This is a genomic window from Mesorhizobium sp. WSM4871 (assembly GCF_055811295.1).
Window position 1 is genome coordinate 19,514 of the sequence record NZ_JBVVPU010000013.1, and the last position, 17,402, is coordinate 36,915.

Below are 17,402 nucleotides of genomic sequence, written 5' to 3' on the forward strand. Positions count from 1 at the left end.
ATGTCATCAGCTCCGCCAAATTCCTCAGCTGCGCCAAATTCCTCAGCTACGATAGTCGCCATTGATGGCGACATATTCCTTGGTGAGGTCGCAGGTCCACACCGTTGCCTTGCCGCGGCCGATGCCGATATCGGCGCGGATGCGAATTTCGTCGCGCTTCATATAGGCAGATGTCGCCTCTTCCGAATAGCCAGGGTCGCGCTCGCCCTCATGCGCCAGCCGGTTGTCGCCGAACCAGATCGACAGAAGGTCGCGGTCGGCCGGCTCGCCCGCCTTGCCGACGGCCATGACGACGCGGCCCCAATTGGCGTCCTCGCCGGCGACCGCCGTCTTGACCAGCGGCGAATTGGCGATGGACAGCGCGATGCGCTTGGCCGAGCGCGCCGATTTCGCCCCGGTGACGGTGACTTCGACCTGCTTGCGCGCGCCCTCGCCGTCGCGCACCACTTGCAACGCCAGCGATTTCAGCACCTTGCCGAGCGCGCGGCGGAACGCAGCGAGGCGCGCGTCCTTTGGATCGCTGATCACGGGCGCACCGCGCCTGGCGGCGGCACCCGTGGCGAAGATCAGCAGCGTGTCGCTGGTCGAGGTGTCGCTGTCGACGGTGACCGCGTTGAAGGTCTTGGCCGTGCCGCGCGACAACAGATCCTGCAGCACGGGTGCTGCGATCGGCGCGTCGGTGGCGATGAAGGAGAGCATGGTCGCCATGTCGGGCGCGATCATGCCGGCGCCCTTGGCGATGCCGTTGATGGTGACGTCGGCATCGCCGAGCTTGATGGTCGCGGTCGCCACCTTGGCATAGGTATCGGTGGTCATGATCGCCTTGGCGGCTTCCGTCCACAGCTCCGGCTTGCCGTCCTTGACCAGCCCGGCGAGCAGATGGCTGAACTTGCCCGTGTCGAGCGGCTCGCCGATGACGCCGGTGGAGGCCAGGAACACCTCGCCTGGCGTGCAGCCCGCCGCCTTGGCCGCCGCCTCGCCGGTCATGGCCGTGGAGGTCCGGCCCTTCTTGCCGGTGAAGGCATTGGCATTGCCGGAATTGACGACGAGCACGCGCGCCTTGCCCTGCCCCAGATTCTGCCGGCAGAAATCGACCGGCGCCGACGGGCATTTCGACTTGGTGAACACGCCGGCAACGGTGGTCCCGGCGTCGAAGACCATGGCCAAGAGGTCGGTGCGGTTCTTGTATTTTATCCCGGCCTCGGCGGTCGCGATGCGCACGCCCTCGATAGCGGGCATTTTGGGATATTTCTTCGGCGCGAGCGGCGAAATCGTCGTGGACATGGGGGCCTCGGGCGGGAAAACGCGGGGGGAAGGCCGGTTTGCCCGATACGAAGCGTCGGTGCAAGGGCGTTTTCACGGCCGGCCGGGGCGCGGGGCTTCCGGTTTCCGCCAATCCCGCATCGGGCGATTTGCCGGCATTGGCTGTGCAGAACGGCCCGTTTCGTTTCATCGCCGGCTCGCATATGATCGCCGGCAAAATTGTTGGCGAGGATGACTGGAATGGCCGAAGACGCTGACCCCGCGCGCAAGTCGATCGGTGCGCGACGCAATCCCGATAGCGCCGAGGCCATTCTCGAAGCGGCCGAAGCGGTGCTGGTCGAGGCGGGCTATGCCGGCTTTTCGATCGAAGCCGTGGCCAGGCGGGCGCGCGCCGGCAAGCCAACGATCTATCGCTGGTGGCCGAGCAAGGCGGCCCTGCTGCTCGAAATCTATCAGCGCGGCAAACGTGTCGACAGTCCCGACACCGGCAATATCGAGGACGATCTCGTCGGCTTCCTCAAAAGCCTGTTCTCGCACTGGCGCGAGACCTCGTCGGGCAGCGTGTTCAGATCGCTGATCGCCGAGGCGCAGTCGGACCCGGCAGCGGCAGCGGCTCTTGCCGAATATTCGAAAGGACGCCACTCCCATACCGGCCAGATGATCGAACGCGCCAAGGCGCGCGGCGAGGTGGCAGTCGATGTCGATGCCGCCCTCGTCGCCGACCTGATCGGCTCCTTCGCCTGGAAGCATCTTCTCACCAATCGTCTCGACGAGGACGAAGCGACACTACGCAGCGCGGTCCGCTATGTGGTACAAGGCATACTCTCACGAAGTCGTTAGGGGGATCGGCGGCTTGCTCGACAGAATATCTCCGGTGCTGCCGGTCAGCCTGATCATCGTTTCCGACTATCTGACGGCGGATGGCGACGCGGAACTGCGTCGCTCGCTGCAGGCCTATGCGCAGGACCACCAGGGCATTCCCGGCGAAATCGTCATCATGCTGCCAGGTGACCGGACTTCAGGCAGCCATCATTCGAAAATCGAAGCCGAATTCGCCGGCAAACCTGCCTGGCTCTGCCCGTCGGTGATCGTGGCGACGCATGACAGCGACGAATCCTCGCAACTGAAGGACGCCGCACTCGCATATTGCCGTCATGACCTGGTTGCGGTGGTCGAGGCAGACTGCCTGCCGCGGCCGGGCTGGCTGGCGGCCCTCTACGAAACCGTCGAGACGGATCCGCGGCTCGGCGCCGTTTCCGGACGGACCAGCTACGGCGAAGACAGCATGATGAAAAGGGTGATGTCGCTGCTCGACCGCGGCTTCATCGAGCGCCGCAACCGCCATGGCCAGGTCATTCATGCCAGCAACAATGGCGCGCTCTACCGGCGCCAGGTGCTCGAACGCTATCGCTTCGAGGCCTATCACGGCCCCTTCGTCAGCTCGCATCTGCGCCAGCACGCCATGCTGAAGGACGGCGTCGCCATGGAGGTGGCGCCCAGGGCCGTCTCGATCCACGCCTACGAGGGATTGGGTTTCATCTGGGACGTCAGGCGCAACAAGGGCTACCAGTTCGCGCGGATGGAGCAGCGCCGGAAGCCGCATCGCTCGAAGCTCGGCCTCGCCTGTCGCGCCGTGGCGACCTCGTTCAAGGAAAACCGCCAGACCGCGCAGGCCGTGGGCAGTCAGTTCTGCCGCTGGACGGACTGGCCGCTGTTCTGGGCGATGATGCTTCTGGTGCGGGTCCCCGAATTCACCGGCGCGCTCGCCGCCGATGACCCGGCGGCATTCAAGGCGTCGACGCATTATCGGTAGGGGTGGCGGGGCGCGGCGAAACCCACGCTCTGTCGGACGATTAGCCGATAATTGTCGGAGTTCAGCGCTGCCCCTCATCGCCCTACCGGGCACTTCTCCCCGTATAGTAACGGGGAGAAGGACGCCTTCACCGACGATTTCGCCAATCAACAACGTCGCGGAAATAGTGCCGAGGTTGTGGCCAGCCCCTTCTCCCCGTCACTATACGGGGAGAAGATGCCGGCAGGCAGATGACGGGCGGCGCTGACGTCGCCCCTGTTAATCGCCTCGCGCCTACTTCGCGCTTTCCAGCGTGTCGACCGTCTTCTTCAGATTGGCGTCGGGGATTTCGACCTTGGCGGCGGCACGCAGCTGCTTGACCAGGGCGAAATATTTGTCGCGGATGACCGCCTGCTTGGCCTGGTCCTTGACCTCTTCGAAAGCCGGCGGCTGCTTGGTGCGCTTGTCCTCGAGCTTGATGACGTGCCAGCCGAACTGCGACTGCACCGGCTGCTCGGTGTATTTGCCGACCGCCAGCGCGAACGCCGCCTTGTCGAATTCCGGCACCATCTGGCCCGGCCCGAACCAGCCGAGATCGCCGCCGCTGGTCTTGCCCGAGGGATCGCTGGTGTGCTCGTTGGCGAGCTTCTGGAAGTCGGCGCCGCCGTCGAGCTGCTTGATGATCGCGTCGGCCTCTTCCTTCGTCTTCACGAGGATGTGACGGGCATGCACCTCGTTGGTCGGCGGGGTGTTGGCGATTTCCTGGTCGTAGCGGGCGCGAACCTCGGCATCCGTGACCTTGTCGACGACGCCCTTTTCAACCATTTCGCCATGCAGGGCGCGCTGCTGCAGGAACGCCATGCGGCGCTCGAAATCGGGATCCTTGTCAAGCCCGGTGGCGACCGCCTGGGCGGCCATGATCCTGATTTCGATTGCCGCCGAAAGTGCCGCCGCGCGGCGCTGTTCGGGCGGCAGCTGCGCGAATTGCTGCGACAGCTCGCCTTCGGCAAGCCCAAGGTCCGCCTCGGTCAGCTTCTGGCCGTTGACGGTCGCGACCACGGCGTTCGGATCGACCGGCGCCGCCGGCGCGGGGGCCGGTTGGGCGGGCGCCGCCGGCTGGGCGGGAGCGGTGTCCTGCGCCATCAGCGGCGACAGCGACAGAGCCGACAACCCGACGGCCAGACCAAGGCTGGCGAACGACGCACGGCGGAACAATAAGGACATAAGATAACTCCGATGGGGATTGGCGGCTGTTCAGATCAGCCGGATTGTGGCGGAATTTGGCGCGGTCGACAGGGCGAGCGCGGCGTTGACATCGATTGAGCCCCCTCTTATCTGTCCAACGACTTTGCGTCCAGAACCGTTTTCCGGGCGCTTTTTGCGTTTGTCCGCGTTTCACGCGGAATTGATGGGGCCGTCCGGCGCCCGTCGCAACGACTAGGAATGCTATCGAAAGGGCCATTGGATGGTCAGTCTCGGCGGTCTCGCCCGTAAGGTTTTCGGCTCCTCCAACGATCGTCGGGTCAAGTCGACGCGGCCACGCGTCGAGGCGATCAACGCCATGGAAAACGAGATGCGGGCGCTCTCCGATGCCGACCTGGCGGCCCGCACCGAAAAATTCCGCCAGGACATCGCCAACGGCGCCTCCCTCGACGATCTGCTGATCCCCGCCTTCGCCACCGTGCGCGAGGCGGCGCGCCGCGTGCTCGGCATGCGCCCGTTCGACGTGCAGCTGATCGGCGGCATGGTGCTGCACAATGGCGGCATCGCCGAGATGCGCACCGGCGAGGGCAAGACCCTGGTCGCCACGCTGCCGGTCTATCTCAACGCACTTGCCGGCAAGGGCGTCCATGTCGTCACCGTCAACGACTACCTCGCCACGCGCGACTCCGAATGGATGGGCCGCGTCTATAAATTCCTCGGCCTGAGCGTCGGCGTCATCGTCCACGGCCTGTCCGACGAGGAGCGCAAGGCCGCCTACGCCGCCGACGTCACCTACGCCACCAACAACGAGCTCGGCTTCGACTATCTGCGCGACAACATGAAGTATGAGCGCGACCAGATGGTGCAGCGCGGCCACAGCTACGCCATCGTCGACGAGGTCGATTCCATCCTGGTCGACGAGGCGCGCACGCCGCTGATCATTTCCGGTCCGCTCGAGGACCGCTCGGACATGTACAACACCATCGATGCCTTCATGCTGAAGCTCGGCCCGGAAGACTACGAGATCGACGAGAAGCAGAAGACCTCGATCTTCACCGAGGACGGCACCGAGAAGCTGGAGAACCTTTTGCGCGACGCCGGCCTGCTCAAGGGCGAGTCGCTCTACGACGTCGAGAACGTCGCCATCGTCCACCATGTCAACAATGCCTTGAAGGCGCACCGGCTGTTCCAGCGCGACAAGGACTACATCGTGCGCAATGGCGAGATCGTCATCATCGACGAATTCACCGGCCGCATGATGCCGGGCCGCCGCTATTCCGAGGGCCTGCACCAGGCGCTCGAGGCCAAGGAGCATGTGGCGATCCAGCCGGAGAACCAGACGCTCGCCTCCGTCACCTTCCAGAACTATTTCCGCCTCTACAAGAAGCTTTCCGGCATGACCGGTACCGCGCTGACCGAGGCCGAGGAGTTCGGCAACATCTACGGCCTCGAAGTCACCGAGATCCCGACCAACCTGCCGGTCATCCGCATTGACGAGGACGACGAGGTCTACCGGACGGTCGAGGAGAAATACAAGGCGATCGTCAAGGAGATCCGGGAAGCCAGCGCCAGGGGCCAGCCGACGCTGGTCGGCACGACGTCCATCGAAAAATCCGAGCAGCTCGCCGAACGCCTGCGCAAGGAAGGTTTCAAGGACTTCGAAGTGCTGAACGCCCGCCACCACGAGCGCGAGGCCGCCATCGTCGCCCAGGCCGGCAAGCCCGGCGTCATCACCATCGCCACCAACATGGCCGGCCGCGGCACCGACATCCAGCTCGGCGGCAATGCCGAGATGCGCATTGCCGACGAGCTTGGCGACATGCCGGAAGGCCCCGAGCGCGAAGCGAAGGAAAAAGCCATCCGCGACGACATCGCCCGCCTGAAGGAAAAGGCGCTCGCCGCCGGCGGCCTCTATGTGCTCGCCACCGAACGCCATGAATCGCGCCGCATCGACAACCAGTTGCGCGGCCGCTCCGGTCGCCAGGGCGATCCGGGCCGTTCGAAATTCTTCCTGTCGCTGCAGGACGACCTGATGCGTATCTTCGGCTCCGAGCGCATGGACGGCATGCTGCAGAAGCTCGGCCTCAAGGAAGACGAGGCGATCATCCATCCCTGGATCAACAAGGCGCTGGAAAAGGCGCAGAAGAAGGTCGAGGCGCGCAACTTCGACATCCGCAAGAACCTGCTGAAATATGACGACGTCTCCAACGACCAGCGCAAGGTGGTGTTCGAGCAGCGCATCGAATTGATGGACGGCGAAGGCCTCAGCGAAACCATCGCCGAGATGCGCGAGGGCGTCATCGACGAGATCGTCGCCAAGGCCATTCCCGAAAACGCCTATGCCGAGCAATGGAACGTCGACGGCCTCAAGGCCGAGGTCGCCGAATTCCTCAACCTCGACCTGCCGATCGAGGAATGGGTCAAGGAAGAGGGCATTGCCGAGGACGACATCCGCGAGCGCATCGCCCAGGCCGCCGATACCGCCGCCAGGGAGCGCGCCGAGCGTTTCGGCCCCGACGTGATGACCTATGTCGAGCGCTCGGTGGTGCTGCAGACGCTCGACCATCTGTGGCGCGAGCACATCGTCAACCTCGACCATCTGCGCTCGGTCGTCGGCTTCCGCGGCTACGCCCAGCGCGACCCGCTGCAGGAGTACAAGGGCGAGGCGTTCGAACTGTTCCAGGCGATGCTGGGCAATCTGCGCCAGGCCGTCACCGCGCAACTGATGCGGGTCGAACTGGTCCGCCAGGCCGCCGAAGCCCCGCCGCCCGAGACGCCCGAAATGTTCGGCAGCCACATCGACGGCTCCACCGGCGAAGACGATTTCGACGGCGGCGAGACGGCACTTCTGGTGCGCCAGGAAACCAGCGCCGTCGTAGCCCCCGAAAACCGCGACCCCAACAACCCTGCGACCTGGGGCAAGGTCGGCCGCAACGAAGCCTGCCCCTGCGGCTCGGGCAAGAAGTACAAGCACTGCCACGGGGCGTTCGCGTAAGGCGCGCCTTTCCTTCTCCCCGTTCACGGGGGTGAGGCGTGGTCCGCGCAGCGGACGAAAAGCCAATTGCTTGGCTTTTCGAACAACGAACGCCCGGAGCGATAGCGAAGGGCGGATGAGAGGCGGCGCGAACCTCAAGTGATTGCCTTGGTTAACGCGCCAGGCTTGCTTTGTGACGGCAGTTATGCTATTGATTTCAATACGGTGCTGATTTGCGCCAGCGACCCGCCCCCCCGAGGCGGGTTTTTTATTGCCGGTGGGATTAGCCGAGTAGGCCAGAGGGAGGCGCCCGCGCGAACCCTTGCCATCGTCTTTTGAACAGTGTCCATTGCCCGAAAGATTCGCGGGGGGGGATGGATGCGCCTTTCATGGAATGAAATACGGGTGCGAGCGAAGAAATTCGCCAAGAAATGGCAAGACGCTCACTACGAGAAGGGTGAGACCCAGACCTTCTACAACGAGTTCTTCGAGATATTCGGCGTCGAGCGTCGCCGGGTCGCGCGTTACGAGGAACTGATCAAGAAGCTCGATAACCGCCACGGCTTCATTGATCTGTTTTGGCCCAAGGTGCTGCTCGTCGAGCAGAAGAGTGCCGGTCGCGATCTTTTGAAGGCGGCAACGCAGGCCGGAGAATATTTCGACGCCATCAAAGATTCAGAAAAACCGCGCCATCAGCTTCTGTGCGATTTCCAGAATTTCGAACTTCTCGACCGAGATTCGCGCGAGCAAGCGGTGTTCAAGCTCGCCGACCTGCATCAGAACGTCGAGCATTTCGGCTTCATCCTCGGTATCGAGAAGCGCACCTTTAAGGACCAAGACCCGGTCAACATCAAGGCGTCGGAACTTATGGGAGCCATCCATGACTCGCTGGAGGAGTCTGGCTATGCGGGCCACAACCTTGAGCGGTATTTGGTCCGCCTCGTTTTCATACTGTTTGCCGACGACACTGGTATCTTCGAGCCGCGCGATATCCTGCTCGACCTGATGGAGTCGCGTACAAGCGACGACGGATCAGACATTGGGCTGTGGCTCCATCGGCTATTCGAGGTGTTGAACACACCCGAGGATGCACGTCAGAAGAATCTCGACGAAGATTTGAAGAAATTCCCTTATGTCAACGGCGACCTTTTCGCCACGCATTTGCCGATCGCCGATTTCAACTCAGCCATGCGTGACACATTCATAGAGGCCTGCCGCTTCAACTGGTCTTCTGTTTCGCCGGCGATCTTTGGCTCATTGTTCCAATCAGTCATGAACAAGACGGAGCGCCGGAAGAAGGGCGCCCACTACACCACCGAAAAGAACATCATGAAAGTAATCGGGCCCCTCTTTCTTGACGACTTGAGGGCCGAATTCAAGCGCATCAACGCCCGCAAGGACAACCGGCGCAAAGGTGAACTTGAAGCTTTCCGTCGCCGTCTCGGCAGTCTGACTTTTCTAGATCCCGCATGCGGCTGCGGCAATTTCCTAATTATTGCATATCGGGAGTTGCGGCAATTAGAGATGGAAGTAATCGAAGCTTTTTTGCAAGGCACAATAAAGCTAACCGGGGACAGTAGAATTGAGCAGCTGCTCAAAAGTGGTGCGTCCGGCGTGTCCGTTCTTGACGTTGATCAGTTCTACGGAATCGAGTTTGAAGAATTTCCAGCACGCATAGCCGAAGTCGCTATGTGGATGATGGACCACATTATGAATAATCGTTTCGGGCTTGCGTTCAATACGCCGTATGCTCGCATTCCACTGAGGAAATCCCCCCATATTCGCCATGCAGACGCACTTGAATTCGACTGGAATGATCTTCTACCTGCGCATCTCTGCTCTTATGTCTTAGGCAATCCGCCGTTTATCGGCGCAAAATATCAGTCAATCTTGCAACGCTCGCAGGTCCGTAAAATAGCAAAGCTCGGGGGCGCTGGTGGCACACTGGACTATGTCGCCTCGTGGTTCCTGAAGGCCGGCGCTTACGTCCAAGACGGTAAAGGCAAAATAGCTTTCGTCTCCACCAATTCCATCACTCAGGGCGAGCAGGTAGCACAATTTTGGCCGCTGATATTCGATCGCCACAAACTCGAGATTGCGTTCGCTCATAGAACCTTCGTGTGGGGTTCGGAAGCCCGCGGCGCTGCGCATGTCCACGTGGTCATTATAGGCCTGACGCGCGCAGACATGGAGCCGGAGACGAAGCGCTTGTTTTCGTACGCCGATATCAAGGCTGATCCGGTTGAGAGCCGGCATAAGGTGCTGTCGCCTTATCTCTTCGATGCCGGTGTAGTGACAAATAGGCATTTGCTTGTGAAGGGGTCTCGGCACGCAATCAACGGCGCTCCGTTACTAAAGAGTGGAACACAGCCGATCGACAACAGCGAATACATTTTCGATCAAGCGCGTAGAGAGCAGCTAGAAGACGACGAACCAAACGCATTGCAATATCTTCGCCCGTATGTTGGAACCACCGAGTTCCTTTCCGGATATTGCCGCTGGATTCTGTGTTTGCAAAATGTATCGCCGAACGAACTAAGAGCACTACCGAACGTAGTTTCACTGATGCGCAATGTCCGCGCTTTTCGGAAGAAAAGCACCAGAAAGGGAACACTTGCAATTGCAGAAAACCCGCGGCGTTTCAACGTAGAGATATTTCCAGATAGCTCTTTCTTGGTTATTCCTAAATACGGATCGGAGAGGCGGGAGTATTACCCTTTGGGTTTTTTGGACCCTCCGTACGTCCCGAGTGATCTTATATTTATACTTGAGAACGCCAGTCATGTACATTTTGGCATTCTCCAATCCGCAATTCATATGGCTTGGTTGCGTCAAATCGGCGGGCGTATGAAAAATGATCCGCGCTATTCAATTGACGTAGTTTACAATACCTTCCCTTGGCCGGAGATGAATGAGACACAGAAGAAAATGATCGCCGCCTTGGCACAGAATGTGATAGATGCCCGCGCAAATTTTCCAAACTCCACGCTAGCGGACATGTACGATCCGGACTTCATGCCACCAAAGCTTCGGAAGGCGCATCAGGCGCTCGATCTCGCTGTTGACCGCCTCTACCGCCGTATGGCTTTCACTTCTGAGCGTGAACGGGTCGAGCATCTCTTTGGCCTGTACGAGAAGATGGTTGCTCCTATGGAGGCCGCCGCGAAAGCAAAGGTAACAAAGAAACGCACAGCAAAAGCTGCTGCCGAGGTTTTAAGTTCGCCGGGCGTGGCGTAACCTAAAAAAGCCGGCGCCGCCCCTCATCCGCCTGCCGGCACCTTCTCCCCGTGAACGGGGAGAAGGGAGCAATCCCTCCACCGCCACCCAACCGTTTCTTAATCTGTCTTCGCTACACCCAAAGCCTGAAAAAGAGGCGGAAAACGGAGAGTATTGGGTGCGCTTTTCCGCGGCGACGACAGCCGGGCGGTTCCTGCCGCAGCGCCTTGCGCTGCGCGTAAAGCCGTTGCTTGGCCGCATCGACGCCGTGCTGTTCACCGCCGACGAGCGCGGCGAGGCCGGGCGCATGTCGCTGATTGCCTTCTCCGTGCGCATCGTCAGCGCCGTCATCGCCTTCGTCAGCCAGGTGCTGATGGCGCGCTGGATGGGCTCGTTCGAATACGGCATCTTCGTCCTCGTCTGGGTGACGATGGTCATCGTCGGCAACCTCGCCTGCCTCGGTTTCCACACCTCTGTCATCCGCTTCATTCCCGAATACAGCGAGCGCGGCATGCTGGCCGAGTTGCGCGGCATCGTCATGACCAGCCGCCTGTTCGTGCTGATTGCCTCCACCGCGATCGCCGCCCTCGGCGCGCTCGGCGTCTGGCTGCTCTCGCCCTTTATCGAAAACTACTATGTCGCGCCCTTCATCCTCGGCCTCATCCTGCTGCCGATGATCGCCATGTCCGACCTGGTGCAGGGGCTGGCGCGGGCGAATTCCTGGGCGCTGTTCGCGCTGTCGCCGACCTTCCTGATCCGGCCGGTGCTGATCCTGGCCTTCATGGCGCTGATGCTTTTGCTGGGCTACGCGCCCGACGCCAGGACCGCGATCTTCGCCGCCATCGCCGCCACCTACGCCACCACGATCGGCCAGCTGCTTAGCGTGACGTCGCGCATCGACAAGAAGATCCCAGCCGGCCCGGTGAAGGTGCATTTCGCGCAATGGTTCATCGTGTCGCTGCCGATCTTCCTGGTCGAAAGCTTCTTTTTCCTGCTCACCAATGCCGATGTGCTGATGGTCGGCGCCTATATGGATCCCGACGACGTCGCCGTCTATTTCGCGACGGTCAAGACGCTGGCGCTGGTGCATTTCGTCTATTTCGCGGTCAAGGCCGGCGTTGCCCAGCGCTATGCGCAGTTCACCCATGGCGAACCGGAAAAGCTCGCCGCCTTCGCCCGCGAGACGGTGTCGTGGACCTTCTGGCCGTCGCTCATCATGGCGCTGGTGGTGCTGGTGCTGGGCGAGCCGATGCTGATGCTGTTCGGCCCTGAATTCACATCGGGCTATCCGCTGCTGTTCCTGCTGGTCTTCGGCGTCGTCGCGCGCGCCGCCGTCGGCCCCTGCGAAAGCCTGCTCACCATGAGCGGCAACCAGAACATCTGCGCCGCCGTCTACGCCATGACGCTGGCCTTCAACATCGGCCTCAATGTGGTGCTGATCCCGCTTTTCGGCCTGTGGGGCGCCGCCATGGCCACCGCCTTCGCCATGATCTTCGAGGCGGCCGCATTGTCCTTCACGGTCTGGCGCAAGCTCGGCATCGTCATGGCCATTTTCATGCCCGCAAAAGGAGCCGCGTAATGGCTGCCATCCCCTTGCTCGAGGAAACCAGCGGCGGCCCGGCCGGCGCCATGGTGTCCGGCCTCGCCGGGCTCGCCCGCGAAGCCGACCCCGCCCATGTCGAGATCCTCGCCAACAACCGTCCCGAGCGCAAGCTGGCGATCTATCCGGCCTCCGCCGGCTTCGACCTGGTCGAGGAACTGGATTATCTCTGCGCCCGCACGATCGAGCCCAACATCTTCTTCAACCCGCGCTTCCTGGCGCCGGCCATGCCGAGGCTGGAAGACCGCGAGGTGCGGCTGGCGGTGATCCGCGACGGCGACGAATACCGCAACCGGCTGCGCCTGCTGGTGCCGTTCTCGGTGGAGCGGCCGGGCGTGCCGCTCGGCGTCCCGGTCATGCGCACCTGGTCGAGCCCGTTCGGCCCGATCGGCACGCCGCTGGTCGACCGCGACGACCCGGTCGGCGTCATCGAGGATTTCTTCGCGATGCTGTCGCGGCCGCATCTCAAATTGCCGAAAGTCTTCGTCCTGCCCGACATCCGGCTCGACGGCCCGGTTGCGAGCCTCTTTGCCACCGTCGCCGAAACGCATGGCCTGACGCTGGTCATCACCGGCAAGGCCGAGCGCCCGGTGCTTGAAAGCAAGTTCGACGCCGAAGCCTACCTAAAGGCCTCCTTGCGCTCGCATCACTATCGCGAATTCCGCCGCCTGAAGCGTCGCCTCGGCGACCTCGGCAGGCTGGAGCACCAGGTGGCGCGCGGACCGGAAAACATCCGCCATGCCATCGAAAGCTTCCTGACGCTGGAGGTGGCGGGCTGGAAAGGCCGCGAACGCACCGCCATGGCCATCGACCGCTACCGCGCCGCCTTCGCCCGCGAGGCCGTGCACCGGCTGGCCGAACAGGATTTGTGCCGCATCCATTCGCTGACGCTGGACGAACGCACCATCGCCAGCCTGATCGTCTTCGTCGAGGCCGGCGTCGCCTACACCTGGAAGACGGCCTATGACGAGACCCTTGCCACCTATTCGCCGGGCACGCTGCTGATGATCGAGGTGACCAGGCAGCATCTCGACGACCCCAACATCATGATGACCGATTCCTGCGCCGTGCCCGACCACCCCGTCATGAGCCGGTTGTGGACGGAGCGTAAGCCGATGGGCACGCTGGTCATCGGGCTTTCGCCCGACGCCGACCGCCTCGCCCGCCAGGCGGCCTCGCAGCTGCATCTCTACCGCGAGACCCGCAACATGGCGCGCATCCTGCGCAACCGGATGAAGAGCTTGCTGGGACGGCGCTAGACCCGGATGACGATCTCAGGCAAAGATAAGCCATGAGCAACGAAATCTGGACAGCCTTCATCTACGGCATATTCGCCCTGGCGGCGATTGGCTGGCTGGCGGGCGCGTTCCTCGCCCGCAGCCCGAAGGCGGGTTTCGCCCTGCTGGGATACACTCTGGTCGTGCCGGCTGTTGGCGCGATGTTGATGGGCGTTTTCTGGCTATTGACCGCACTATGGGCTGAACCCGGCTGATCATCCGATCCTCCTTCGCCAAGGCTTCGGAGGACACTTCCTTCGGCCAATGAGCCCGGTGGCCTGCATCCCGAGGCTGATGAGCCCGGGTAGCCTGCCACTCGAAACTGATGAGCCTGGGTGGCCTGCCACCCGAAACTGATGAGCCTGGGTGGCCTGCCACCCGAAGCTCGAAGAGCGAAGGGTGGTGCCCCTAGCCGGGATCGAACCAGCACTCCTTGCGGAACTCGATTTTGAGTCGAGCGCGTCTACCAATTCCGCCATAGGGGCTCAGGCCGGGCGGCCTGGATGGGCGCGGACTATACGGTTGGAGGCCTGTTCGTCAACTGGCCAATTCGCGACCGCCGCGAAGCTGGCGTACGATCTCCAGGTCAGGCCCGGCTTTTGCAACGCTGCTGTTTCATTCGATCTGAAAGATTTCGCGGCAGCACTGGGCGCAATGGGCGGCCAAGCGCCTCCGACTGAAAGACCCTGGCGCCGAAATGTCCGGCGGCAGCGATCCCTGTCATCCAATCGTTAAGAAAAGTTAATAGGAAATAGGAGCGATCTTGTCCTCTTTGGCTGAGGCTTGCCGCCAGGGATATGATCTACTGATTTTTGACTGAAAGCCTCAGTTATTCACGTATTTTCGGTAGTATAAGCGGGGTCGAAACGATGTTTTCCGGAAGCCCGACAAGTATTGCACCGTCGCACGGCATATGGCCGAAACTCGTTGGTGGCGTCATCGCCCTTGCCGTCGCTTTGGCCGCTGCCTTGACCGGCCCCTCTGCCCGGGCCGAGCCCATCCGCGGCGCCGGATCGACTTTGGCCGCGCCGGTCATCGCCAAATGGGCAACCGCCTACAAGAATGCGCGCGCCGATGGCGGCGACTTCTTCACGCTGGACTGGACCGTCGACTATGAGCCGGTCGGTTCGCTCGCGGGCCTGATGCGGCTCAAGCAGCCCGAACTGGATTTCGCCGCCACCGACGTTCCGGTGCCGCCGGCCAATCTTGCCGGCAACGGCCAGAAACAATTCCCGATCGTCATGGGCGGTATCGCGGTGGTCACCAATCTGGAGGGCCTGCCGGAGGGCGGCTTGCGCCTTTCCGGTCCGGTTCTGGCCGACATCTATCTGGGAAAGATCAAGTCCTGGTCCGATCCCGCCATTCAGGCGCTCAATCCCGGCGTTGCCCTTGCCGATCTCGTCATCAGCGTTTTCCATCGCCAGGACGGTTCGGGCTCGACCCATATCTTCACCGAGTTCCTGTCGGTGAGCAGCGAGGAGTGGAAGACCAGGCTCGGCGCCGACACACTGATCGAATGGCCGCTTGGAACCGGCGCCGAAGGTACGCAGGCCCTTATCCGCGCCGTGGCCGCGACCAAGGGGGCGATCGCCTATGCCGAATACGGCCAGGTGCTTCGCGCGGGCCTGCCCTTTGCCGCGGTCCGCAACAAGGCCGGCAATTTCGTCAAGCCCGATCCCGCAGGCGTGCAAGCGGCAGCCACCTCCATCGCTTGGGGGGAAACGACCGATTTCTTCGCTTCCCTGACCGATCGCAGCGGCGATGCCGCCTATCCGATCTCCACGGCGGTGTTTGCGGTGGTCCAGGTTTCGGGGCGTTCAGAGCATCGCTATCGCCGCGTGCATGACCTTTTCAGGCTGGCCTTCACGCAAGGCGCGGGCGACGCCGCTGCACTCGGCTACGTGCCGTTGCCGAGCGCGCTCGTCGGCCAGATCGAGCAGTACTGGTCGGGACAGGCCCCTCTCGCGAACTGAGGGGAAACGAGGGCCGAAGCTCGGCGCCCGACCACTTCGGACAGCAACGGAAAACTTCGTGTCGGTGTCGCAATGGCGACTTGTTGGGGATAGCGTGAAATGGACATAGATATCTTCAAGGACATCCTCGTGCCGGTGATCGGCGGATTGGGCATTTTCATGCTCGGTCTGGACTTCATGGCAAATGGCATCCAGGCGCTCTCGGTCAACCGGATGCGCGCTTTTCTCGCCAAGGCGGCGGGAACGCCGATCAAGGGCGTGCTGGCGGGAACGCTGATCACTGGCGTCATCCAGTCGTCGACCGCGATGAGCGTCATGGTCGTCGGGCTGGTCAATGCCGGCGTCATCGCGCTGCGGCCGGCGATCAGCGTCATCATGGGCGCCAACATCGGCACCACGCTTGGCAACGGACTGATCGCCCTGCCGCTCGGCCCGCTTGGATTGATCCTGGCCGGCGTGTTCTCGCTGGTCTATTGCTTCGCCAAGAGCGAAAAGGTCAAGAACATAGCGCTCGCCTGCATGGGTTTCGCGCTGATCTTCTACGGCCTGAACCTGATGACCGGTGGCCTGCGCCCGCTGCGCAACCTGCCCGAAGTCATGTCGCTGCTGCAAACCCTCAAGGCTGATTCCTTCCTCAACCTTCTCAAATGCGTGTTCATTGCCGCCGGCGTCACCGCCATGATCCACTCGTCTTCGGCGACGATCGGCATTGTCATGGGCCTTGGCGCCGCCGGCATTCTCGACTGGACGACCGCCGTCGCCTTCTCGCTCGGCGCCGATCTCGGCACCACGATCACGTCGTGGATGGCCTCCCTCAATCTTTCGAAGAACGCCAAGCGGACCGCGTACGCGCACATATCGTTCAACATCATAGGCGTGTGCATCACCATTCCGCTGTTCTTCGTCTCCATCCAGGTCCTGGAATGGGCCATGCAGTTCTTCGGCGGCGATCCGGCCGTTCCGGTGATCGTCGACGGCAAGGAGACCTTTCCTCTGGTGCCGGTCGCGGTCGGCCTCTACTCGACCTTCTTCAACGTCTTCAACACGCTGTTGCTGTTTCCCTTCATTGGTGTGTTCGAGCGGGTCCTGTCGCGTGTCGGCCACACCGACGCCGAGGACGCGGAGGATTTCTCGACGCCGAAATTCCTCGACCGCAAGCTGGCCAGCGACTTTGCCAAGGCCGTTCCCGCCGTGCAGCAGGAGACGGCCCGTCACCTCGAAGCCGGCGCGATGTTCCTCGACATCGCACGCGGGTCGAAGAAAGCACCGGCCGACCCGGGCGAGCACTATCTTGCAACCGACATCCTCAGCCGCGACATCCGTGCCTACACCGCCGCGCTGATGAAGGAGGACCTGCCTTACGAACAACTCGACCTGATTGCCAGCCTGATCGAGGAAGCCGACTTCACGGCTGCCTTGACGGAATCGATGCACCAGGTGGCCCGGCGCGTCAAACGCGAGAAGTTCAGCAATCCGGCGCAAGCCATCGTCGAAGTCGCGCTGAACAAGCTCGACGCCTCGCTGCGTGAGATATTGCCCGACTACGGCATTGCCAACCCGAAAATGCCGGCCGGCCATGTCAGCTTCCCCGAGGTCGAGGAGCTGCGCGCCCGCACGCTGGCGCTGGGACCGAATGCAGGTGCGGGTGAACGCGGTACGATCCTGGCCCTGCTCGGTTCGATCGAGCGAGCGGAAATCCTGATCCGCCGCATCGACGCCGAGCGCAGGTCCGTCAACCGCGCAAGCGTGGTCGCCCGTGCGTCGGCACGCAAGGAAGACAAGCCGCGTCCGCTGGGCGACGTCGGCCTCAGCCCGGTTCCGGCCGAGTAGGCCCCAGCGGAATAGGCCCAGTAGAATAGGCAAAGCGCGCGCCAGACGAAGGTTGCGAGCGGTATCGCCGGATGGCGATGCCGCTTTCGCGTTTGGGCGGCGGGCCCGATACCATCTTTCGACTTCGTGAAGCTCCAGCCATTGTGCGGCGCGGAAAATCTTTCTAGACAGACGGCGCATTGGAGCGCGCCGCGTCCGAAGAGATGATGCGGCGCGCTTTGGGTTTTGTTCTATGCACCTTTGGGTTTTGTGCACCTTGGGCATTAGGAGTGCC

Annotated in this window: 11 protein-coding genes and 1 tRNA gene; 9 read left to right on the forward strand and 3 right to left on the reverse strand. The window is 62.2% G+C overall.

What is annotated here, in order from left to right; genetic code table 11:
• Window positions 1-42: 42 nt before the first annotated feature.
• A complete protein-coding gene (gene argJ / locus AC0L2H_RS24690; RefSeq protein ID WP_473592693.1) occupies window positions 43-1,284 on the reverse strand; it encodes a bifunctional glutamate N-acetyltransferase/amino-acid acetyltransferase ArgJ in 1,242 nt (413 codons plus the stop codon).
• Window positions 1,285-1,503: 219 nt separating this feature from the next.
• Here argJ and AC0L2H_RS24695 point away from each other — a divergent pair, with 219 nt between their 5' ends.
• Both AC0L2H_RS24695 and AC0L2H_RS24700 read left to right on the forward strand, forming a co-directional pair.
• Window positions 1,504-2,103, forward strand: coding sequence for a TetR/AcrR family transcriptional regulator (locus AC0L2H_RS24695; protein WP_473592694.1), 600 nt, complete (start codon window positions 1,504-1,506; stop codon window positions 2,101-2,103).
• A 13-nt stretch (window positions 2,104-2,116) separates the two neighbouring features.
• Window positions 2,117-3,076 (forward strand): glycosyltransferase, encoded by a 960-nt coding sequence (locus AC0L2H_RS24700; RefSeq protein WP_473592695.1) that lies wholly within the window; start codon window positions 2,117-2,119, stop codon window positions 3,074-3,076.
• A 273-nt stretch (window positions 3,077-3,349) separates the two neighbouring features.
• Here AC0L2H_RS24700 and AC0L2H_RS24705 read toward each other — a convergent pair whose 3' ends face one another.
• The gene (locus tag AC0L2H_RS24705) at window positions 3,350-4,279 is read right to left on the reverse strand and encodes a peptidylprolyl isomerase (protein ID WP_473592696.1); all 930 of its coding nucleotides are present in this window, start codon (window positions 4,277-4,279) and stop codon (window positions 3,350-3,352) included.
• 241 nt (window positions 4,280-4,520) lie between these two features.
• Here AC0L2H_RS24705 and secA point away from each other — a divergent pair, with 241 nt between their 5' ends.
• From secA to AC0L2H_RS24730, 5 genes are all read left to right on the forward strand, one after another.
• Complete coding sequence (gene secA, locus AC0L2H_RS24710; RefSeq protein WP_473592698.1) at window positions 4,521-7,253, forward strand: preprotein translocase subunit SecA; 2,733 nt, start codon at window positions 4,521-4,523, stop codon at window positions 7,251-7,253.
• Window positions 7,254-7,610: 357 nt separating this feature from the next.
• Window positions 7,611-10,469: a class I SAM-dependent DNA methyltransferase gene (locus tag AC0L2H_RS24715; protein WP_473592700.1), complete on the forward strand. Its 2,859-nt coding sequence runs from the start codon at window positions 7,611-7,613 to the stop codon at window positions 10,467-10,469.
• 157 nt (window positions 10,470-10,626) lie between these two features.
• Entirely contained in the window at window positions 10,627-12,027 is a 1,401-nt protein-coding gene (locus tag AC0L2H_RS24720; protein WP_473592701.1) for a lipopolysaccharide biosynthesis protein, read from the forward strand.
• The gene (locus AC0L2H_RS24725; protein ID WP_473592702.1) at window positions 12,027-13,307 is read left to right on the forward strand and encodes a GNAT family N-acetyltransferase; all 1,281 of its coding nucleotides are present in this window, start codon (window positions 12,027-12,029) and stop codon (window positions 13,305-13,307) included. Before AC0L2H_RS24720 ends, AC0L2H_RS24725 begins: the two co-directional genes overlap by 1 nt.
• Before the next feature lie 32 nt (window positions 13,308-13,339).
• Entirely contained in the window at window positions 13,340-13,540 is a 201-nt protein-coding gene (locus tag AC0L2H_RS24730) for a hypothetical protein (protein WP_473592703.1), read from the forward strand.
• A gap of 185 nt (window positions 13,541-13,725) precedes the next feature.
• On the opposite strand, the gene AC0L2H_RS24735 is transcribed toward AC0L2H_RS24730, so the two are convergent.
• Window positions 13,726-13,810: transfer RNA gene (locus AC0L2H_RS24735), tRNA-Leu, on the reverse strand.
• A gap of 384 nt (window positions 13,811-14,194) precedes the next feature.
• On the opposite strand from AC0L2H_RS24735, the gene pstS reads away from it, so the two are divergent.
• Together pstS and AC0L2H_RS24745 are read left to right on the forward strand one after the other, a co-directional pair.
• Complete coding sequence (gene pstS, locus AC0L2H_RS24740; protein ID WP_473592705.1) at window positions 14,195-15,298, forward strand: phosphate ABC transporter substrate-binding protein PstS; 1,104 nt, start codon at window positions 14,195-14,197, stop codon at window positions 15,296-15,298.
• Window positions 15,299-15,397: 99 nt separating this feature from the next.
• A complete protein-coding gene (locus AC0L2H_RS24745) occupies window positions 15,398-17,128 on the forward strand; it encodes a Na/Pi cotransporter family protein (protein WP_473592707.1) in 1,731 nt (576 codons plus the stop codon).
• Window positions 17,129-17,402 lie beyond the last annotated feature (274 nt).